This is a genomic window from Nocardia sp. NPDC052112, assembly GCF_040680135.1.
Lineage (GTDB): Bacteria > Actinomycetota > Actinomycetes > Mycobacteriales > Mycobacteriaceae > Nocardia.
In genome coordinates this window covers 186554-207705 of sequence record NZ_JBFAWD010000010.1, presented here as the reverse complement: position 1 = coordinate 207705, position 21152 = coordinate 186554, and the positions used below count along the sequence as shown (strand labels likewise).

Sequence of the window (21152 nt, the reverse complement as noted above, 5' to 3'; positions counted from 1 at the left end):
TCCACGCGCAACGGCGCTCTTCGGCATAGAAGGGTGCCGTTCGTTTCTTCGGGCGACGTTCATCGGGACACACAGGACGCCACATCTGCCCACGGGCATCGTCATACCGACACCGGTACGGCAAGGTAGATATCGCGGCGATTGTCGAGTCGGCCCAGCGATGTTGTTGGGATAGCAAGGAGACGACGTCCCTCCTATGGTCAGGAGGGACGTCGCTGGTATTCCTCCCGGGACTAGGGCACTTGGCGAACCGCACCCTTGTCGGCAGAAGTGGCCAGTGCCGCGTAGGCGCGCAGGGCCGTGGTGACCGGGCGGACGCGGTCGATCGGCTGCCAAGGCCGTTCGGACGCATCCATTTTCGCGCGGCGCTCGGCCAGGATCCCGTCGTCGACCAGCACCTCGAGTGCTCGGGTTCGGACGTCGATGCGGATCTGATCGCCGTCTTCGATGAGTCCGACGGCACCGCCCGACGCGGCCTCGGGCGACATGTGACCGATCGACAGACCGGAGGTGCCGCCGGAGAAGCGGCCGTCGGTGATCAGCGCGCACACCTTGCCGAGTCCGGCACCCTTCAGAAATGCGGTGGGGTGCAGCATTTCCTGCATGCCGGGCCCGCCCTTGGGGCCCTCGTAGCGGACCACGATCACATCGCCCGGTTTGATCTTCTTGCCGAGGATCGCCGAGACCGCCGCCTCCTGGGATTCGACCACGACGGCCGGGCCCTGGAAGGAGAACAGCTCCTCATCGATGCCCGCGGTCTTCAGGATCGCGCCGTCGGGGGCGATATTGCCGCGCAGGACAACCAGGCCGCCCTCGACGGTGTAGGCGTGCGCCTTATCGCGGATGCAGCCGCCCTCGGCATCGGTATCGAGCGCGGACCAGCGGTTGTTCGTGGAGAAGGGTTCGGTGGTGCGCACGCCGCCGGGCGCGGCGTGGAACAGCTCCAGCGCCTCCTCGGAGGCCTTGCCGGAGCGGATATCCCAGGTGTCGAGCCATTCGTCGAAACTCTCGGCATGCACCGTGGTGACGTCGGTCTCCAACAGTCCCGCGCGGCGCAGTTCGCCGAGGATCGCCGGGATGCCACCGGCGCGGTGCACATCCTCCATGTGGTAATCGGAGTTGGGGGAGACCTTCGACAGGCACGGCACTTTGCGAGAAATCTCGTCGATGGTCTGCAGATCGAAGTCGATCTCACCCTCCTGCGCGGCGGCCAGAGTGTGCAGCACCGTATTGGTCGAACCGCCCATCGCGACATCCAGCGCCATCGCGTTGCGGAAGGCCTTGGCATCGGCCACATTCCGCGGCAGCACCGAGGCATCGTCCTCGCGGTACCAGCGATTGGCGATATCGACGATCACCGTGCCGGCCTTCTCGAACAGCGCGTGCCGGGCGGCATGGGTGGCCAGCGTGGATCCGTTGCCGGGCAGTGCGAGTCCGAGCGCCTCGGTGAGGCAGTTCATCGAATTCGCGGTGAACATGCCCGAGCAGGAGCCGCAGGTCGGACATGCGCTGCGTTCGACCTCGGACAGGCCGTCCTCGCTGACGTTCATATTGGCGCTGGCTGCGATCGCGGTGATCAGATCGGTGGGCGCCTGTGCGACACCGCCGACGACCACGGCCTTACCGGCCTCCATCGGCCCACCGGAGACGAAAACGGCCGGGATGTTCAGGCGCATAGCGGCATTGAGCATGCCGGGCGTGATCTTGTCGCAGTTGGAGATGCACACCAGCGCGTCGGCGGTGTGCGCGTTCACCATGTATTCGACCGAATCGGCAATGATTTCGCGCGAGGGCAGCGAGTACAGCATGCCGCCGTGGCCCATCGCGATGCCGTCGTCGACTGCGATGGTGTGGAATTCCCGCGGTACACCACCCGCCGCGCGCACCGCATCCGCGACGATCTCACCGACATTCTTCAGATGCACGTGGCCCGGTACGAACTGCGTGTAGGAGTTCGCGATGGCGACGATCGGCTTACCGAAGTCGGTGTCGGTCATACCGGTGGCGCGCCAGAGTGCGCGCGCGCCCGCGGCATTGCGGCCGATGGTGGTGGTGCGTGAACGAAGCGGTGGCATGTGGATCCTCGGGAGGTCGCGGGGGCTGATGTGCGACTGCGCGGAGTTTGCTCGGTGAGCAAATTCAACGACCGTTCACGTTACTCCCGCGCGCGGGCGGGTTTTCGTGGCGGTCGATCGTGCTGATCGCCATCTGTCTGCGGGGCGGGATGATGTCGCCGCGAGGGTGGTCGTCGGCGCGGACGGTGTCATCGTGTCGGTTCCGGCACCGTCGGTATCCACAGGTCTGGTGCGTGCGGGCGGGGATTGTCCGACCGGCGCGGTCACCAGATCGCGCATCCGTCGGCGAGCCTACCGGCGTCGGTCCATATCCCCGCCACCGGTAAATCGCTACGAATCGGAGTCGCGCGCCTTGTTCTCGGCGGATGCCGCAGTGTCGGTCGCTGTCTCGGCTTCGCCCGCGATGGTGTCGGCCGTCTTGGTCCTGGCCTCGCGCCCGTCGGTCTCGGCGGCAGATGCGTCGGTCGCTGTTTCGGCCCCGTGCCCGTCGGTCTCGGCCTTCTTCGTCTCGGCCTTGCTGCCCTCGGCGTTGGCCGTTTTCGTCTCAGCCTTGCCATCCTCGGCGTCGGCCGGCACGGTCTCGACCTCGCGCCCCTCGGTCTCCTGCGCCTCCCGCGCCGCCGCCTCCGCCGCGAACAGATCGGGAATCCGACCGTTCGACGCGCGGATCAGATCACGCAAGCGGTCATAGCTCACCGCGGGCAGCTTCACATCGGTGTCGTCGCTGAGATGCGCGCGCACGAACCCGCGCTTGGGGATGCTGACACCGGCGACCTGTGCCCAGTCGAGATGCCGCGAACCGAAAACCGTGCGCAGATCCAGCCCGTCCTCGGACACCGTGGTGCGCGTGCGTTCGATCCACACCGCCGCCGCGACCGGGAGCAGCAGTAGCCACCACAGCCCGATCGGCCAGCCGACGAAGGCGAAGAAAACACAGAACAGCAGTACGACCACACCGAGGTAGGCCATCTGCGTAATGCGGATGACCTGCACCGTCTGCTTCGGCTCGGTCGGTTCCGGTGAACTACCCGTCTCCGATCCCGCTGCGGGCGTGTGGGACGATTTAGCCGGTGGCACGGACTGATGCGGTGATGACACACCACCATCCTCGCATCATGGTGAACGGACTCGAGCACCCGCTCGGTCTCACATAATGAGACCTGTTTGACTGATCGGCTCGCGCACACATACCGTCATGCGCGTGAATCGAAACGAGTTGCTCGTAATCGGCCGGCGCGTCCAGCGTTGAGCCTGACTACCTGAGTCGAATACGTCAGCTCGCGTTGCGACGCGCCACCCTCGAACAGCCATGCGCTGTCGGGGGCTTTTTTGTGTTCGGGACAAAAGTCCTGGCACGTGGCCGCTTCGCAAGCCACCACGTGCAAGCACAGTTGTCCGGGGTCTAGTACGAACAGTTAGGAACGAAGACGGTGAGTGCACCAACCGCACGGCCAGGGCCCGCGGCCCGCAGGCCGGCGCCTTCGGCGAATCAGCAGGCCGCGCCCGCTGGCGGTCCGACGACCGCGGCGAACCGCCGCCAGGTCCCGCCAGAGCGGGTCACCGGCGCGCAGTCCGTCGTCCGCTCCCTCGAGGAGCTCGGCGTCGACACGGTATTCGGCATTCCCGGCGGCGCGATTCTCCCGGTCTACGATCCGCTCTTCGATTCCACCAAGGTCCGTCACGTCCTCGTCCGGCACGAACAGGGCGCGGGCCACGCGGCCACCGGTTATGCGCAGGCCACCGGCAAGGTCGGCGTGTGCATGGCCACCTCCGGCCCCGGCGCGACCAACCTGGTCACCCCGATCGCCGACGCGCAGATGGACTCGGTTCCGATCGTCGCGATCACCGGCCAGGTCGGGCGCGGACTGATCGGCACCGACGCGTTCCAGGAAGCCGATATCTCCGGCATCACCATGCCGATCACCAAGCACAACTTCCTCATCACTGATGGCATCGATATCCCGCGCATGATCGCAGAGGCCTTCTACCTGGCCTCGTCCGGCCGTCCGGGCGCGGTGCTCGTCGATATCCCGAAGGATGTGCTGCAGGCACAGACCACCTTCAGCTGGCCGCCGGAGATGCGGCTGCCCGGCTACCGTCCGGTGACCAAACCACACGGTAAGCAGGTACGCGAGGCCGCGCGGATGATCCTCGAGTCCAAGCAGCCGGTGCTCTATGTCGGCGGTGGTGTGATCAAGGCCGACGCCGCGCCGAAGCTGCTGGAACTGGCCGAGCTGACCGGCATTCCGGTGGTCACCACCCTGATGGCTCGGGGCGCGTTCCCGGACAGCCACCGGCTGAACATGGGTATGCCCGGTATGCACGGCACCGTCGGGGCCGTCGCCGCGCTGCAGAAATCCGATCTGCTGATCACCCTCGGCGCGCGTTTCGACGACCGTGTCACCGGTCAGCTGGACTCCTTCGCGCCCGACGCCAAGGTGATCCACGCCGATATCGACCCGGCCGAGATCGGCAAGAACCGGCACGCCGATGTCCCGATCGTCGGTGACTGCCGCGAGGTGATCGCCGAACTCATCGAAACGCTGAAGGCCGACCCTGCTGGCGCGCCGAAGCTGGACCTCACCGACTGGTGGCAGTACCTCGACGGCATCCGCAAGAGCTACCCGCTCGGCTGGACGACGCCCAGCGACGGTTCGCTGTCGCCGGAATTCGTCATCGATGCTCTGGGCCGCCTGGCCGGACCAGACGCCATCTACTGTGCGGGCGTCGGCCAGCACCAGATGTGGGCCGCGCAGTTCATCAAGTACGAAAAGCCGCGCACCTGGCTGAATTCCGGTGGTCTCGGCACCATGGGCTACGCCGTTCCGGCGGCCATGGGCGCCAAGATGGGCGCGCCTGATAAAGAGGTGTGGGCGGTCGATGGTGACGGCTGCTTCCAGATGACCAACCAAGAGTTGGCCACCTGCGCCGTCGAGGGCGTGCCGATCAAGGTCGCGCTGATCAACAACGGCAACCTCGGCATGGTCCGCCAGTGGCAGACCCTGTTCTACGAGGAGCGCTACTCCAACACCGATCTGGGTACGCACACCCTGCGCATTCCCGATTTCGTCAAACTCGCCGAAGCCCTCGGCTGCCACGGCATCCGGGTCGAGCGCGAGGAGGACGTCGAGGCCGCCATCCGCGAGGCGCAGTCGATCAACGACCGTCCCGTGGTGATCGACTTCATCGTCGGCAAGGACGCCCAGGTGTGGCCGATGGTCGCCGCGGGCACCAGCAATGACGAGATCATGGCCGCGCGCGGCATCCGTCCGCTGTTCGACGAGGACGAGCAGGCTGCCGAGCCCGCCGTCATCCACGAGGCGATGTCGCACGAGAAGAACAAGGGGACCGACGCATGAGTGAGCGCAGCGAGCGAACAATCAACACAGCTACGAGCGTGCTCGTGCCGGAACCGAGCGCCAGCGAGGTGGAGGCATGAGTACGACGCACACCCTCAGCGTGCTTGTCGAGGACAAGCCGGGCGTGCTGGCACGGGTCGCGGCGCTGTTCTCCCGCCGCGGCTTCAACATCGAATCACTGGCGGTCGGTGGCACCGAGATCCCGGAGATCTCGCGGATGACCATCGTCGTCACGGTGGAGGACCTGCCGCTCGAGCAGGTCACCAAACAGCTCAACAAGCTGGTCAATGTCATCAAGATCGTGGAGCAGGACGCCGATACCTCGGTCGCCCGCGAACTGATCCTGGTGAAGGTGCGTGCGGACGCCAGCGTGCGAACCCAGGTCATCGAGGCGGTTACGCTCTTCCGGGCGAAGGTGATCGACGTCTCGCCGGACGCGCTCACCGTCGAGGCGACCGGTACCCGGTCCAAGCTCGACGCGCTGCTGCGGATGCTGGAGCCGTATGGCATCCGGGAGATCGTGCAGTCCGGTGTGGTCGCGGTGGGCCGTGGGCCGAAATCCATCACCGCTACGCGCTGACCGAACAACTTTCAAGCCTCAGAAGAAGAACTAGAAGGGAACCAACCAGTGGCAGTCGAGATGTTCTACGACGACGACGCCGACCTGTCGATCATCCAGGGCCGCAAGGTCGCTGTCATCGGCTACGGCAGCCAGGGACATGCGCACTCGCTGAGCCTGCGCGACTCCGGCGTCGAGGTCCGCGTCGGCCTCGCCGAGGGGTCTAAGTCGCGGCCGAAGGCCGAAGAGGCGGGCCTGACCGTCGGCACCCCGGCGGAGGTTTCCGCGTGGGCCGACGTGATCATGCTGCTGGCCCCCGACACCGCCCAGGCATCGATCTTCACCAACGACATCGAGCCCAACCTGAAGGACGGCGACGCGCTGTTCTTCGGTCACGGCCTCAACATCCACTTCGGGCTGATCAAGCCTCCGGCGAATGTGACCATCGGCATGGTCGCGCCGAAGGGGCCGGGCCACCTGGTGCGTCGCCAGTTCGTCGACGGCAAGGGCGTTCCGGCGCTGATCGCGGTCGAGCAGGACCCGAAGGGTGAGGGCCAGGCGCTGGCGCTGTCGTATGCCAAGGGCATCGGCGGCACTCGCGCCGGTGTCATCAAGACCACCTTCAAGGAAGAGACCGAGACCGACCTCTTCGGTGAGCAGGCCGTGCTCTGCGGTGGTACCGAAGAGCTGGTCAAGACCGGCTTCGAGGTCATGGTCGAGGCGGGTTACGCACCGGAGATGGCGTACTTCGAGGTGCTGCACGAGCTCAAGCTCATCGTCGACCTGATGTACGAGGGCGGCATCGCCCGCATGAACTACTCGGTCTCCGACACCGCCGAATTCGGTGGTTACCTGTCGGGTCCGCGGGTCATCGACGCCGATACCAAGAAGCGCATGCAGGACATCCTGCGTGACATCCAGGACGGCAGCTTCGTCAAGCGCCTGGTCGCGAATGTCGAGGGTGGCAACAAGGAGCTCGAGGCGCTGCGCAAGGCCAACGCCGAGCACCCGATCGAGGTCACCGGCGCCAAGTTGCGTGGCCTGATGAGCTGGGTCGACCGGCCGATCACCGAAACCGCGTAATACGCGCGAATTCCCACAGTGGCCCATCCCGATTCGTCGGGGTGGGCCACTGTTGTTTCGGCGGGCCGGCAGCGCATTTGCCGCTGCCGCGTACCTGAGCGATATCAGCCTCGACCGGAGATCGCAATCACGGAGTCCCACACCGACGCCGAAATGGATCTCGGTGTTTGTGGGATTCAAGGCCGTCGCCAATCGGCGTTTCTCGTCGGGATTTGCGAAAAACCGCCAGTCCTGGCGATACCCTCACTATCCGATTCTAGATGCCATGGGTACCCCCAAAATCGCAGGAAGGATCGAAATCGTGCGCAGCCGAATATTTGGATTGGCCGCAGCTTTGACGGGAACCCTCATCGTTGTCGGCGGCGGGACGGCCACCGCTCCACACGCATGGACGCAACCGGGGGAGCAGTCGGTCGCGGAGGCTGATTTCTACCTTCCGCCGCCATCGCTGCCAGACGGGCGGGGCACCATCGTTCGCGCCGAACCGGCGGCGGTGGCAATGTCGGCGCCTGGACAGCCGGGAATCGTCCCCGCGGCGGCGACACGCCTCATGTACGTCAGCAGCGATACCCACGATGCGCCTACGGCGGTGGTTGGCACGTATCTGCAGCCGACCATGCCGTGGACCGGCCCTGGCGAGCGACCACTGATCGCGTACGCGGGCGGTACCAAGGGACAGGGCGATCAATGCGCGCCCTCGAAGCTGATGTCGCAGATCGTCCAGGCCCAGCCGCCGATGGACGTAATCTTCGAGTACGACCTGGTGGCAATCCGTTCGCTGCTCAATCGCGGTGTGGCGGTAGTGGTGACCGACTATCACGGCCTCGGCACGCCCGACGTGCACGACTATCTCAACCGGAAGTCGCAAGCCTACGCGGTACTGGACTCCGCGCGCGCCGCCCTGCAGTTGCCCGGCTCGGGTCTCAACCCCGGCACGCCGGTCATCCTCTATGGGTATTCGCAGGGAGGTATGGCCTCCGCCGGTGCGGCCGAACTGCAATCGAGCTACGCCCCCGATCTGAATGTGCGCGGCGCCTACGTCGGTGGGCCGGTGGTGGACGACGAATACTTCATCGGATACAACGACGGCCGTGCCGATTTCGCACCGTCGTTCGCCTGGATACTCAACGGCATTGCCGCCGACTACCCGGAAACTCGCCCGGAGTTGGACGCCGAACTCAACGACATCGGCAAGGCGATCCTGAACGAATCCCAGGGCAAATGCGCGGTCCCGACCGGACTTGCCCAGGAGCATGGGCGCACGTCCGAGTGGACCACCAGCGGAGAACCGCTCACCGCCGTAATCGATCGGTCCCCGGCATTGCGGGCGGCATTCGCCGAGCAGCGTATCGGCACCCGCGCCCCGGCCGTTCCGGTACTTGCCGCCTCGGCGATGAACGACCAGGGAGCGCCGTTTATGCCGGTGCGCGATGTGGCCGCCGGTTGGTGTGGTAGCGGAGTGCCCGTTCAGTTGGACGCGAACACCGAAATTCCCCCCGCATCCGGACTCGTGGGCACCCACGTGATCGCCTTCTTCCCGGCACTGGTGGCCTCCCAGGAATGGTTGACCGATCGGCTCGCGGGCATGCCCGCCCCATCCAACTGCGCGGCGTTGCCGTAGCGCTGGGATTTGCGGTACGCAAATGCCCGGCGGCGGGTCGGTTCCAGGACCGAAATCCGCCGCCGGGCATGCTTATCGAGTACCGTGTTCGACTTCCGACCGCGGCACACACGGGCACGGCGACGATGCACCTCGGCTGAAGCCGCCAGGTCAGAAAGCGATTTCGACAGATCGCCAGCAGACAGCACAGACCCAGCTATTCTGGAGCGACAGTTCTACCGCAAAGGATTTCGGCGACCGCACGCTCTATCGGTGTTGTTCTGTTGGAGGCCCGAGGCGCATATGTCGATCTTCGAGAACACGGAGAGACGCGACCCCAAGCGGTATCTGTGGATACTGGGGTTGATCGTTCCGATTTGCGCGGTAGCTCCATCACAACTGGTGGCCCGTACGGGCCTGGAGATGTTCTGGTGGATCGGTCCGATCGTTGTGCTCGTGGTGATCCCGCTGCTGGACTGCGCGATAGGAAATGACGGGAGCAATCCGCGCGACGAGGATTACGAGGCCTTGTCCAACGATCGCTACTACCGGTGGTGCACTTACCTTTTCCTGCCGCTGCAGTTCATCGGCCTGCTCATCGCGGGATATCTCTGGTCCAGACCCGCGCTGAGCATATCCGACAAACTGGGTTTGGCCGTGACGCTCGGGTTCGCGTCGGGAATCGGAATCAACGCCGCCCACGAACTCGGCCATCGAGTCGAGCACCTCGAGCGCTGGCTGGCGAAAATCGCACTGGCGCAATCCGGATACGGGCATTTCTTCGTCGAGCACAACCGCGGCCATCACGTACGCGTCGCGACGCCGGAAGATCCGGCAAGTGCCCGATTCGGCGAATCGCTGTGGGCGTTCTTGCCGCGCACTGTGTTCGGCGGCTTCCGCTCGGCCGTCGCCTTGGAGCGTGAACGGCTGTCCCGCAAGGGAAAGCGCTGGTTCAGCCTGGACAATCATCTGCTGCAGGCCTGGTCGATGAGTGTCGCTCTGTTCGGCACGCTGATCCTCATCTTCGGGCCCATGGTGATTCCGTTTCTGGCATTGCAGGCGCTGATCGGCGCGTGGCTGCTCGAGACGGTGAACTACGTCGAGCACTACGGACTGCTTCGCCCGCGTGGTCGCAATGGCCACTACGTGCGCTGCTCCCCGCGTGACAGCTGGAACAGTGACCATCTGGTCACGAACGTATTCCTATTCCATCTACAACGCCACAGCGACCACCACGCGAATCCGGGCCGCCGCTACCAGACTCTGCGCAGCTCCGAGCAGGCGCCACAGCTACCTGCCGGCTATGCCAGCATGATCCTGCTGGCCATCATCCCGCCGATCTGGCGCGCGGTCATGGACCGTCGTGTCCTGGCCCATTACGGCGGCGATATCACCCTCGTCAACACCAAACCCCGATCCAAATGTGACCATATCTCCTCTCGATCCGCCGGATACGCCCGCTGACCGCCGCATCGGTCTGACTACTCGCCCGTAGCGGCGCGGTTGCCTATCGTCTTCGGGGACAACGCAGTCGGAACCATTGCCTGCCGAACAGATCGCGAGTCGTGAGCACCTCATCCACCACACTTGTCCCCGCTTCCGTACCGAGCCCGGCATCGGCCGGTCGACGTGCCGAGGCCATCCACCGCTTTCTCGTCAAACCTGCCGATGCGGGCATCGCGGGTTCGGTCGACGGCGGAAAGCTACTCGAATGGATCGACAAGGTCGCCTATGCGGCGGCGGCCCAGTGGAGTGGTTGTTACTGCGTCACCGCCTACGTCGGAAATATTCATCTCGACCGGCCGATCGCGGTCGGCGAATTGGTTGAATTGCATGCGAATCTCGTGCATACGGGGCGCACCAGTATGCACATCCTGGTCAGCGTCTATTCCACCGATCCCACGCGACGCAAGCCGGTACAGACGGCCCAATGTCTGACGATTTTCGTTGCGATCGACGACAATCGGCGGACCGTCGAAGTTCCGCAATGGAATCCGACGTCGATTCTGGAACTCGAGCGGCATCGGCAAGCGCGGGCACGGATTTCGGTTCGCAAGCGAATCGAGGAGGCGATGGCCGTGCAGCAGTACACCGCGGCGGGTACCGCACCTACTGCCACGCTCCGATTTCTGGCCGCGCCTTCGGATATCAACTGGGGTGGCAAGGTACACGGCGGCCGCACCATGCAATGGATCGATGAGGCGGCGTATATCTGTGGTGCCGATTGGGTTGGGCAGCATGTGATCACGTCGTACTTCGGCGGGATCCGATTTTACCGCCCGATTGTCATCGGCCATATTGTCGAGGTGAGTGCGCGATTGATTCACACCGGGCCGCGCAGTATGCATGTCAGCGTGCATGTGACGTCGACGGATGCGCATTCCGACGAGCCTGCGCTCGCGGCCCACGGCCTCGCGGTCGTCGTCGCGGTCGACGAGAACGGCAAGGCGCGCCCGGTGCGCCGATGGGGTCCGGTTTCCGCGGAGGATCAGGCGCTCGACGCGCACGCGCGGCATCTCATCGAATTGCGTGCCGAGGTGGAGGGGTTCACGCAGGCCAGCGATATTCCCGCGGATGCCGAACCCAACCATTTCCGAGTGCCGATGCCGTGACACGTTGTGGCGGGGCCGGATGTCCGGCTTTCCGTCGCGGTGGTCGGCCTTGATGAGGACGGATCGCCCTGGTGTGCGGATCCACCGTGCGGTGGCCCGGACCTGCTGCGGCCGGACCACCGCGGCACGGGCTAGCTGTTGTTCGGTCTGTTCAGGTTGTTGGGGTTGGCCGGATTCAATGCAATTTCAGTCGAAAGTATGAGTCTGGACAGGACCGGAGTAGGGGAAGTCTCCGAGGCGATATGACAACGGCCCGGCACCACGCGGTGTCGGGCCGTTGTCTCTCGATCAGCTGCTGCCGAATGCGCCGCGGGGGAACAGGTGGCGGGGGAATCGCCACGGGTCGTTCCAGCGGCCAGGGAGATCGCAGTCATCCCAGCGGCCAGGGGAGTGGTCCCAGTCGTCGAAGAAGTCGGGATGGTCGCAATCCCAGTCGTTGTTGTGCGGGTGCCTCACCTCGGTCACGCCGGGTTCGCTGGTGGTCGGGTCGGCCGAGGCGGGAATGGCCAGCGCCGTGAATGGGGCTGCGGCGAGGGCACCGGCGATGGCCACCCGGGTCAGGGTTCGGCGCGGAATCGTTCTCGAGAACACCGTGGATCCTTTCTATCTGCAAGCAGGGCGTCCACGCGGACGCCGTCGTCGCTCGCCGGATGCAGGGGATATCCGGCGACGCAACGAATTTGCACGTCTACCCTCGGCCCCGCCCGCTCGATTGGCAATGGTGCGAGCACGATTTCAGTAAGATTCATCCTTTGGTATGACGAGTCCCTTAGGCGGCGGGCGTCGGCCTCCGGGTGGAGCGGGAAGCCGCTGGTTCTAGACTGTTACCGATGAGTAAGTTCTTTGGCTCGGTCGACGAGGTGACGCGGCGGCTCACCGACGCCGGATACCTGCCCTCCACGGACATCGCCACTGCGGTGTTCCTTGCCGACCACCTGGGCAAGCCTCTGCTGATCGAGGGGCCGGCGGGCGTCGGCAAGACCGAGCTGGCCAAGGCGATCGCCACCGCCACCACCGCCGACCTCGTGCGCCTGCAGTGCTACGAGGGCATCGACGAAGCCCGCGCGCTCTATGAGTGGAATCACGCCAAGCAATTGCTGCGCATTACCGCCACCGACAACGAGAGCTGGGACAGCACCCGCGACCACGTCTTCACGGAAGAATTCCTCCTGCAACGTCCGCTGTTGGCCGCGATCCGGAATCCGCATCCGACCGTGCTGCTCATCGACGAACTCGACAAGGCCGATATCGAACTCGAAGGACTTCTCCTCGAGGTGCTCGGCGACTATCAGGTCAGCATCCCCGAACTCGGCACCGTCACCGCCGTCCGCAAGCCCGTCGTCATCGTCACCTCGAACGCCAATCGCGATCTCTCCGAAGCCTTGAAGCGTCGGTGCCTCTACCTCCACATCGACTATCCGACAGCGGATTTGGAGCGTGCGATCGTCCGAATGAAGGTCCCCGAGCTCGACGAGACCCTTGGCGAGCCCGTAGTACGAACCGTCGCCGCCCTCCGGCAGATCTCCCTCCGCAAGCCTCCGTCGGTCGCCGAAACCGTCGACTGGGCAAGAACTCTCGTAGCCCTCGGCGCCCGCAATCTCACCGGCACACTCGTCCGATCCACCCTCGGTGTACTTCTCAAATATCAAGCCGACCATCGCATAGCCATCGATCGCCTCGAGCTTCCCGCAGCCGATCCGCACGAACGCAGACCATCATGACCGCGCCGATCCGGCTCACCTCCCATCGGAGGTTCATACGATGTACGGAGCAGTCATACGCCGGCCAACTGCCACACCACTTCTCAGAAATCGCGCTTTGTGAGGGACTCCGCCACGAAGACGGAATCCGGCAACGAGTGGGCGAGCCGGTTCGAATTGCTGATGGGGCTGATGGGGCCATTGGTTTGAGGTCGGCGGGTGTTTCAGGGAAGCACGGGACCGGACGTGCGGTCGTATATCAACTTCTGGAAAGCTTCTCGGATTACGCACGGTTCATGGGTGCCCACGATGAGTGCGGAACACCGCAATGGTTGCGGCTGTCGGGTGCGGTCGAGCGGTGACGTCACCCGAGCGGAACGGTCCAGAGCAGCCCGCCGACACGATGACGGACCGCCTGGTCGATTTCGTCGGATTGTTGCGCGAGCACGGAATCTCCGCTGGTCCGAGCGAAACCATCGACGCTGCCCAAGCGATGCTCGCGCTCGGCTTATCCGACCGGAACCGCCTGCGCTCCGGCATGGCCGCCTGCCTACTGCGCCGCAACGGCCAGCGCGCCGTCTTCGATCAGCTTTTCGATCTCTACTTCCTGACCGCCGAGCAACCGGCAATCCCGTCGGTCGCCGAATCCATCGACGACCTGCGCGACAGCTTGGTGGACGCACTCGCTCGAGACGACTCTGCCGCCGTCACCGAAATCGCCCGGCGGGCACTCACCACATTGGGCGGCTACGGAGGAGTCGGTGCCGGCGCGCCCTCCCGCCCGGTCACCACCGCATCGGGTGCGGGCTGGTCCTCCTATCTGACCATGAAATCTCTACGGCCAGCAGAACTTATCGATCGCATCATCGAGGGCATGAGCCCCGACCTCGACACCACCGTCCGCACCATCGAAGCCGACCGACGCATCCGCGAATTCCGCACCGCCGTCCAAACCGAGGCGCGGCTGCGCTCCGCCCAACTCCGTGGTACCGAATACATCGCTCGCCGCGGTGTCGAGTCGAGTGCCGACCGGGTCGACTTCCTCGGTGCCCGCACCGAAGACCTCGCCGAAATGCGCCGCCTGGTAAACCCTTTGGCCCGCAAACTCGCCACTCGCCTCGCCGCCCGCCGCCGCAAAGCGGTTCGCGGTCAGATCGATATGCGTCGAACCCTGCGCCGCTCCATGGCAACCGGGGGAGTGCCGATAGACCCGGTCCTGCGCGCCCGTAGACACGGCCGCCCCGACCTCGTCGTGCTGGCCGACTTATCCGGCTCCGTAACAGGTTTTGCCGAATTCACCCTGCAACTCGTTCAGGCACTGCAAGACCAATTCAGCAAGGTCCGCAGCTTCGGTTTCATCGACACCTGCGACGAAATCACCGGCTTCTTCACCCCGGGCGAACCTCCCGCTCCGGGCGCCACCGCCCGAATAGTCCGTGACGCCAACGTCGCTCGCTTCGGCAGCAGCAACTACGGCGAGGCCTTCCAAGGCTTCGTCGACAGCTACCTCGACGCCTTGGGTCCCCGCACCTCGCTGTTGATCCTCGGCGACGCCCGCACCAACCGCACCGATCCGAATCTCCCCGCCCTGCAAACAATGTCGGATCGAGCCAAACACGCTTACTGGCTCAATCCCGAACCCGCCCGCTCCTGGTCCACCGGCGATTCGGCCGCTCATGTATTCGCCGAACACGTCACCATGCACGAATGCCGCAATGTGAAACAGCTCGCCGAGGTCATCGGTCGGCTGCTGCCCGCCTGATAACGCTTCCTTTCGCCATTGCGGCTGCCGCCGAATAGGTCCTCCGTAGTGCCACGCGCTTCCGTCGGTGGAAGATCGGCATGGTCGTGTCGACGACGGGTTCGGTTCGGGCGTCCCTGGTCGGGCGTGTGCGGGCGAGATGGAAAGGTCGACTTCCACCGCTCGCTGACGCGATGTACTCGGCGGTCTCAGCCAAGGATTGGCATGACCGTGTCGACAATGGATTCGGTTGTGGGCAATGCCGCGACCACGTCGGGTGGGCTCAGATGACGCTGCAGCGCTCGTTGATGCGCCGCGCCGACCAAGAGCAGAGCGGCGGCTCGCAGATCCACCGAGGTGGGTACGCGCTGGTCGGCGCGGCGCATCGACAGGTGCGCGACGACAGCGTCGACCGCACGGTGCGGCCCGATATCCAACTCCCGGCTGCGCTCGGCATACTTCGCGCGCAATTCCACATCCGACTGCACCGCGGCCATAACCGGAATGGTGTCCATGAAGAACCCCTCCAACGCCTCGACAAGCGCCACCAGTCCCGCCCGCAACCCCGGCCGCTCCTCGACCTCCCCGAGCACATCCTTCACCGGCCGCAGATGCCGCTGAATCACCGCCTGCAACAACCCCATTCGATCCCCGAAGTGATAGAAGATGCTCGACTCGGCCACCCCCGCTCGCTTCGCAACCTCTTTCGTGGACAGCCGAGCCACCCCCGCCTCCACCAGAATCTCCTGCGCCGCAACCACAACCGATTCCCGTACTCCGGTCGAAGGCCGCCCCCGCTGCCCGCGCGTCGACCGCGCACCATCCGCAGCTGCCGCCACCGCAACCTCCTCTTCGCACCGATCAACCCCTTGCAGTATGCCCCATCCGGGCGTATTTTCTGAGTATTAACTCAGTAATTATTCGATCAGCGGAGTCATCCCCATGACCAGCACCAAAGCCCCTACCGCCCAATCCCGCCTCCAACGCGTCGGCGACGCCATCGTCCGCTTCATCCTCCGCTCACCACTGCACCCCCTACTCAGCAAACGGCTCGTCATCGTCACCGTCTCCGGCCGCAAGACCGGCCGCGAATACGCCAACCCCGTCGGCTACGCCGAACATGAAGGTCACCTCCTGATCGGCACCGCCGCCAACTGGCGCCACAACCTCATCCCAGGCACACCGGTTCGAATCCACCTCCGCGGCAACACCATCCAAGCCGCCCACGAAGTAATCACCGACGAACCCCGAGCCACCACCCTCTACCGCGAAATCCTCACCCAAAACCCAGCTCACGGCCGGTTTGCCAGAATCCACCTCGACCCCGACGGCACCGTGAACCTTCCCTCCCTTCGCGGCGCCCTATCCCGCGGCACCGCCATAGTCCGCCTTCGTCCCCTCTAGCTCGGCCACGATCTTCGCGGTCCCCGGCACTGCTCGACCTTTCTCATGGACCGGAGATCGGATGCACAGACTGCCCAGCTGTTCCGCCATCCGTGCGAGGGGATACGCACAGTGTCCAGGTGGGCCCAATGGTGATTCGGGCGTTCGGATGGTCGGCCACCGCGCTCGTGGCGAGCCCAGCTCGGGTGGCGCCCACACCGGCGCCGCCCGCCTTCACCGGTGTTGTCCGGGTAGTGACCTCAGCCGACAGCCTTGAACTCGCTGAACCGCTCCTCGAGCCGTCCACGCGACGGCCGATCGTTGCGGTGACGCGGTAGGTTCAATGGCCGGTGTGTTTGTGCTGCCAGGCCGCCAGGGCGAGGGTGGCTACTCCCAGCAGTAGGAGTAGGACGCCGGAAGTCATCAGGCGGGTGGAGATTTGGGAGAGGCGGGTGGAGCGAGAGCGGCTGGCGAAGTAAGCGTCGGTGGGGAGGTTGTCGCCGATGAAGCAGGACTTCGCGGCTTGGTTGGCTTTGGTGGCGAGGGAGTCGGTGGCCATGGACGCGGTCAGAGCGGTGACTGCGGCCGCGATGCAGAGGATCGAGATGGTGGCGAGCGCGGCGAATGGCATCAGATCCCCCAAGGATGTCGGCCTCTAGAGGTCAGTGGGTGGTCGCACTGACTACGAGAAGTGTTGCAGCAGGGTCTGACATCTTTTGCGGTACCGCAGGTTCGTGAGCGCGGGTGAGCCCAGTGCGACGCAGACGGCGCGGACCTGTCAGCGGCGGACTTCGGCCACGGCAACTGGCCGACGTTCGTGTCGCGAAAGTTCGCATGCCTCAGCGATAAAGAACGCCTCGAGTGCGTCTGCCGGTGTACACGGGTTGGCGAGTTCACCAGATGCCACGGCGAGGAAGGCCGCGAGTTCGTCGGTGTACGCCCGGCGGAAGCGTTCCATGAATCCGGGATAGGCGGGCGAACCCGAAGGGGCGTAGTCGGGTTCGACGGAACTCAAAGGCGCTCGATCGTCGAGGCCGACGATGGCGTTGCCGCGGGAGCCGAGGGCTTCTAGACGGACGTCGTAGCCTGCGCCGTTGTAGCGGCTGAGGGAGACTGTGGCCAGAGCGCCGTCGTCCAGACGCAGCAGCACCGCTGCGGTGTCCACGTCGCCCGCGTCGGCGAAGAATTGTTCGCCGCGATTGGCTCCGGTCGCATAGACCTCCACCACCTCACGCCCGGTGACCCAGCGGATTATGTCGAAATCGTGCACTCCGCAGTCACGGAACAAACCTCCGGAGCGGGGGATGTATTCGGCGGGTGGAGGTGTGGGGTCGAGGGTGGTGGCGCGCAAGGTGTGCAGCCAGCCGAGTGACCCGGAGGTGATGGCGGCTCGGGCGGCGCGGTAGCCGGCGTCGAAGCGGCGTTGGAAGCCGATTTGTACTGGGATGGTGGAGTTTTCGAGGAGCGTGATGACGTCGAGGGTGCCTTGGATGTCGGCGGCTACCGGCTTTTCGCAGAAGACGGGGATGCCTGCGTCGACGGCGCGGGTGATGAGTTCGGGGTGGGAGTCGGTGGCGGTGGCGATGACCAGGCCGTCGAGCTGGGTGGCGAAGAGCGCATCGATGTCGGGGACGGCTTGCACGCAGAGCTTGGTAGCGGCGGCGTGGGCGCGTTCGGCGTCGGCGTCCGCGACGATGACAGTGTCGACACCGGGCAGATGTTTCAGTGTTTCGGCATGGGAGGTGCCGATGCGGCCGACGCCCGCAAGGCCCATGGTTAGTGCAGATGTCATCGGCTCTCCTTCTGGTGAAATAGCGGTGAGTGGTGCCTCAGTTGCGCGGTGCCGCGGTCGTCGCGCGCACAACCAGGGCAGGTTCCAAACGGCGGCGCACCGGTTCGGTACGGCCGTCGCGCATCCGCTCGGTGAGTGCTTCGATTGCCAAGCGGCCCATCCGAATTCGCGGCTGATCGATGGTAGTGAGCGAAACATGTCGGAGTGCGGCCAGTGAGGTGTTGTCGTAGCCGACGACCGAAACATCGTGCGGTACCGAAAGTCCGGCCTCTTCCAGTGCCGACATCGCGCCGACGGCATTGAAGTCGTTGCCGCACACCAGTGCGGTAGGAAAGTTGTCGCGGGAGAACAGATTCAGCAGTTTCTGGACCGCGGCGATACCCGCCGAGTCGGTGTGCTCGCTGGCGATGATCATGGGCTCCAACCCATTTCGTGCCATCGTCGCGCGGTAGCCGCGACGGCGCGAAGCGGAGGTGAAGGCCCCGCCGCCGTCGAGATGCACGATCCGACGGTGGCCGAGCGAGACCAGATGATCCACGGCAAGTGCGGCGCCGCTTTCGCCGTCGTCATTGACGGTATCGACGTCCGCGATGGTCGAGCTGCGCGAAATCAGCACGATCGGGCACTTTTCGGCGGCGTCGCGGATGGCTGCCGCCGGCAGTACGGGGGAGAGCAGGATGATGCCGCCGGGGCGGAAGGACAGCAGGCTCTCCAGGGCGGTGCGTTCACGGGCGGCACTACGTCGCCCGGTATTGAGGATCAACTCCAGGCCCGCGTCCTGCGCGGCCGCGTCCATACCCTCCACTACCTCGGCGAAGAACGCATTGCGCAGGTCGGAGACCATGACACCGATGATGTTGGAGGTCCGGCTGGCCAGCGACCGCGCCATGATGTGCGGCTGGTAGCCGAGATCCTTGGCGGCCGCGAGCACCGCGCGGCGACGATGTTCGCTGACCTTGGGGGAGTTGCGCATGACGAGGGAGACCAGCGCGCGGGACACCCCGGCGCGGGCGGCGACATCCTCCATGGTCGGTCGCGCCACATCGCCTCCCTTCGGTATCCACTGTGCTCCTGCAGTCTCGGACGTTACAAGGTCGGCGCGTCTCAATCAATAGAGCGCTCTAATCCGACATTTTTCCATCGCGAGCGCCGGGCATTTCCGCTGGAAGCATCAATTCTCGCAGGTAGTGGCGATGAAAGAGCGACCGATGCAGTGCTTGACACACTATGACCTACGTTACATAGTTGGAGCGCTCCAATAGCGCAAACGTCGATCGACACCGAAGGTCGGAGAGCCTGGATGACCCAACCCCGCTATCCGCTACGCATCGCGGTCGCGCCGATCTCCTGGGGAGTCTGCGAAGTCCCCGGTTGGGGTCACGTGCTCGATGCGCGCACCGTCCTGACGGAGATGGTTGCGCTCGGCATCACGGCGACGGAACTGGGCCCGCCCGGCTACCTGCCGCGCAATCCCGCCGAATTGCGGGCGCTGCTGGATGATTTCGACATTGCCTCGGTCGGTGGTTTCCTCGCCCTGCCACTACACCGCGACCCGGAACAAGCGATCGAGAACGCCCGCGAGAACGCCGCACTGTTCGCTGCCACGGGCGCCGAAGTGATCGTCCTCGCGGCCGCGACCGGACTCGCCGGATATGATACGCGCCCAGCGCTTTCCGGCGGGGAATGGCGGACCCTGGTCGAAACCGCCGCCGCTATCAGGGATGTCGCCGTCGAATTCGGATTGCGCACCGCCCTGCATCCCCATGTCGGCACCTACGTCGAGCGCGAAGCCGAAGTCGACAGGTTCCTGGCAGATTCCGATCTCGACCTCTGCTTGGATACCGGCCACCTGCTCATCGGCGGCACCGATCCCGTGCGTCTCGCGCAGCGTTGTCCGGATCGCATCGGACATATCCATCTCAAAGATGTGCGCACCCCGCTTGCCGACCAAGTACGCAGCGGCGCAATGGAATACAGCGATGCCGTACGCCGCGGCATCTACGTCCCGCTCGGCGCGGGCGATATCGACATCGAGGCCCTGGTACGCAGCGTGTACGCCGCCGGTTACCAAGGCTGGTACGTCATCGAACAGGACACGGCATTGCGGCCGGACGATTCGGCAGATCTGCCGAGCCGCGACGCCGCCCGCAGTCTGAACCACCTTGCGGGCATAGGTGCCGCGCTGGGCCCAGCCCGATCTTCTTGGGCCCGAATCTAGATGGGAAGTGATGACAACGATGTCGCTCGAAATACGCACGGCGTGGTGGCGGCGATCCCGCCGCATGCTGCCGTGGCTGGCCGCGGCCACCCTCCTCGCCGCGTGTAGTGGTCCAGGAGCGGACGTGCCCGCACCGACCCAATCCCCGGTCGCGCAGGGCAAATTGGGCTCCGTCGCGGTGGTGACGCACGGCAGCCAGGGCGACGCGTTCTGGAATGTCGTCAAGAACGGCGCGGAGGCCGCGGGTAAGGACCTCGGCGTCCGTGTCGAGTACAACTCCTCGGGCGATCCTGGCCAGCAGGCCAAACTCATCGATAACGCGGTCGCACAAGGGGTGGACGGTCTCGTCGTATCGATGGCGAACCCCGAAGCCTTACGGCCCTCGATTGAAAAGGCGGTCGCCGCAGGCATTCCGGTGGTGACCATCAACTCGGGTGAGAGCGAGAGCGCGGAATTCGGGGCCATCGGTCATGTGGGACAAAGCGAGACATCGGCCGGCCAGGCAGCGGGTAAACGTCTCGCCGATGCCGGCCGCAAGAAGCTGCTGTGCGTGATCCACGAGGCGGGCAATGTCGGCGCCAATCAGCGCTGTGACGGCGCGACCAAGGCCTTCGGCAATGGCGCCACGCTGCAGGTGGATATCAACAATCCCACCGACGCCCAGTCGCGTATCAAGGGCGCATTGGAGGCGGATAGGTCCATCGACGCCGTGCTGACGCTGAATTCTCAAGTCGCCGCGCGCGCGGTGGACGGGGTCAAGGAATCGCAGTCGGCTGCGATGGTCGCGACCTTCGATCTGAATACCGATGTGGTCGAGGCGATTCGGGCCGGCAAGCTGTTGTTCGCCGTGGACCAGCAGCAGTACGAGCAAGGCTATCTGCCGGTCGTCCTGCTGCAGCTGTATCGGACGAATCTGAACTCGGTCGGTGGTGGTGCACCTGTGCAGACGGGGCCCGCTTTCGTCGACAAGAACAATGTCGAGGCCGTGGCGGCCCGCGTGGCACTGGGCATGCGGTGAGGGAGTGGACGA

The 21152-nt window shown here is 65.0% G+C and carries 18 protein-coding genes; 11 read left to right on the top strand and 7 right to left on the bottom strand.

Going from position 1 to position 21152, the window contains the following annotated elements; translation table 11 throughout:
• Positions 1-233 precede the first annotated feature (233 nt).
• Both ilvD and AB0L58_RS21360 read right to left on the bottom strand, forming a co-directional pair.
• Positions 234-2075, bottom strand: a complete 1842-nt coding sequence (gene ilvD, locus AB0L58_RS21365) for a dihydroxy-acid dehydratase (RefSeq protein WP_364389142.1) — start codon at positions 2073-2075, stop codon at positions 234-236.
• Positions 2076-2405: 330 nt separating this feature from the next.
• A complete protein-coding gene (locus AB0L58_RS21360) occupies positions 2406-3173 on the bottom strand; it encodes a PH domain-containing protein (RefSeq protein WP_364389141.1) in 768 nt (255 codons plus the stop codon).
• Positions 3174-3505: 332 nt separating this feature from the next.
• Between AB0L58_RS21360 and AB0L58_RS21355 the strand changes: the two genes are divergently transcribed.
• The 6 genes from AB0L58_RS21355 to AB0L58_RS21330 all read left to right on the top strand — a co-directional run bounded on the left by AB0L58_RS21355 (position 3506) and on the right by AB0L58_RS21330 (position 11288).
• The gene (locus tag AB0L58_RS21355) at positions 3506-5434 is read left to right on the top strand and encodes an acetolactate synthase large subunit (protein ID WP_364389140.1); all 1929 of its coding nucleotides are present in this window, start codon (positions 3506-3508) and stop codon (positions 5432-5434) included.
• A gap of 76 nt (positions 5435-5510) precedes the next feature.
• Positions 5511-6014, top strand: coding sequence for an acetolactate synthase small subunit (gene ilvN / locus AB0L58_RS21350; protein WP_040693551.1), 504 nt, complete (start codon positions 5511-5513; stop codon positions 6012-6014).
• Positions 6015-6074: 60 nt separating this feature from the next.
• Positions 6075-7076 carry a ketol-acid reductoisomerase gene (gene ilvC / locus AB0L58_RS21345; protein WP_364389251.1) on the top strand — a complete coding sequence of 334 codons (1002 nt, stop codon included), beginning with the start codon at positions 6075-6077 and terminating at the stop codon, positions 7074-7076.
• 301 nt (positions 7077-7377) lie between these two features.
• Positions 7378-8697: a lipase family protein gene (locus tag AB0L58_RS21340; protein WP_364389139.1), complete on the top strand. Its 1320-nt coding sequence runs from the start codon at positions 7378-7380 to the stop codon at positions 8695-8697.
• Between the two features lie 282 nt (positions 8698-8979).
• Entirely contained in the window at positions 8980-10140 is a 1161-nt protein-coding gene (locus AB0L58_RS21335) for an alkane 1-monooxygenase (protein WP_364389138.1), read from the top strand.
• 101 nt (positions 10141-10241) lie between these two features.
• On the top strand, positions 10242-11288 hold the full coding sequence (locus tag AB0L58_RS21330) for a hotdog domain-containing protein (protein WP_364389137.1): 1047 nt from the start codon (positions 10242-10244) through the stop codon (positions 11286-11288).
• Between the two features lie 288 nt (positions 11289-11576).
• Here AB0L58_RS21330 and AB0L58_RS21325 read toward each other — a convergent pair whose 3' ends face one another.
• Positions 11577-11879 carry a hypothetical protein gene (locus tag AB0L58_RS21325; protein WP_364389136.1) on the bottom strand — a complete coding sequence of 101 codons (303 nt, stop codon included), beginning with the start codon at positions 11877-11879 and terminating at the stop codon, positions 11577-11579.
• A 239-nt stretch (positions 11880-12118) separates the two neighbouring features.
• Here AB0L58_RS21325 and AB0L58_RS21320 point away from each other — a divergent pair, with 239 nt between their 5' ends.
• Positions 12119-13009, top strand: a complete 891-nt coding sequence (locus AB0L58_RS21320; RefSeq protein WP_364389135.1) for a MoxR family ATPase — start codon at positions 12119-12121, stop codon at positions 13007-13009.
• A 337-nt stretch (positions 13010-13346) separates the two neighbouring features.
• Positions 13347-14750: a VWA domain-containing protein gene (locus AB0L58_RS21315; protein ID WP_364389134.1), complete on the top strand. Its 1404-nt coding sequence runs from the start codon at positions 13347-13349 to the stop codon at positions 14748-14750.
• 188 nt (positions 14751-14938) lie between these two features.
• Here AB0L58_RS21315 and AB0L58_RS21310 read toward each other — a convergent pair whose 3' ends face one another.
• A complete protein-coding gene (locus tag AB0L58_RS21310; RefSeq protein WP_364389133.1) occupies positions 14939-15568 on the bottom strand; it encodes a TetR/AcrR family transcriptional regulator in 630 nt (209 codons plus the stop codon).
• 103 nt (positions 15569-15671) lie between these two features.
• Here AB0L58_RS21310 and AB0L58_RS21305 point away from each other — a divergent pair, with 103 nt between their 5' ends.
• Positions 15672-16133 carry a nitroreductase/quinone reductase family protein gene (locus AB0L58_RS21305; protein WP_364389132.1) on the top strand — a complete coding sequence of 154 codons (462 nt, stop codon included), beginning with the start codon at positions 15672-15674 and terminating at the stop codon, positions 16131-16133.
• 319 nt (positions 16134-16452) lie between these two features.
• Here the strand turns inward: AB0L58_RS21305 and AB0L58_RS21300 are convergent, their stop codons facing one another.
• The 3 genes from AB0L58_RS21300 to AB0L58_RS21290 form a co-directional block, all read right to left on the bottom strand.
• On the bottom strand, positions 16453-16743 hold the full coding sequence (locus AB0L58_RS21300) for a hypothetical protein (RefSeq protein ID WP_364389131.1): 291 nt from the start codon (positions 16741-16743) through the stop codon (positions 16453-16455).
• Between the two features lie 147 nt (positions 16744-16890).
• Positions 16891-17904, bottom strand: coding sequence for a Gfo/Idh/MocA family oxidoreductase (locus tag AB0L58_RS21295; protein WP_364389130.1), 1014 nt, complete (start codon positions 17902-17904; stop codon positions 16891-16893).
• Between the two features lie 37 nt (positions 17905-17941).
• Positions 17942-18946, bottom strand: a complete 1005-nt coding sequence (locus AB0L58_RS21290; protein ID WP_364389129.1) for a LacI family DNA-binding transcriptional regulator — start codon at positions 18944-18946, stop codon at positions 17942-17944.
• A gap of 258 nt (positions 18947-19204) precedes the next feature.
• On the opposite strand from AB0L58_RS21290, the gene AB0L58_RS21285 reads away from it, so the two are divergent.
• On the top strand, positions 19205-20122 hold the full coding sequence (locus tag AB0L58_RS21285; RefSeq protein WP_364389128.1) for a TIM barrel protein: 918 nt from the start codon (positions 19205-19207) through the stop codon (positions 20120-20122).
• Between the two features lie 10 nt (positions 20123-20132).
• Positions 20133-21140, top strand: coding sequence for a sugar ABC transporter substrate-binding protein (locus tag AB0L58_RS21280; RefSeq protein ID WP_364389127.1), 1008 nt, complete (start codon positions 20133-20135; stop codon positions 21138-21140).
• Positions 21141-21152: the final 12 nt, after the last annotated feature.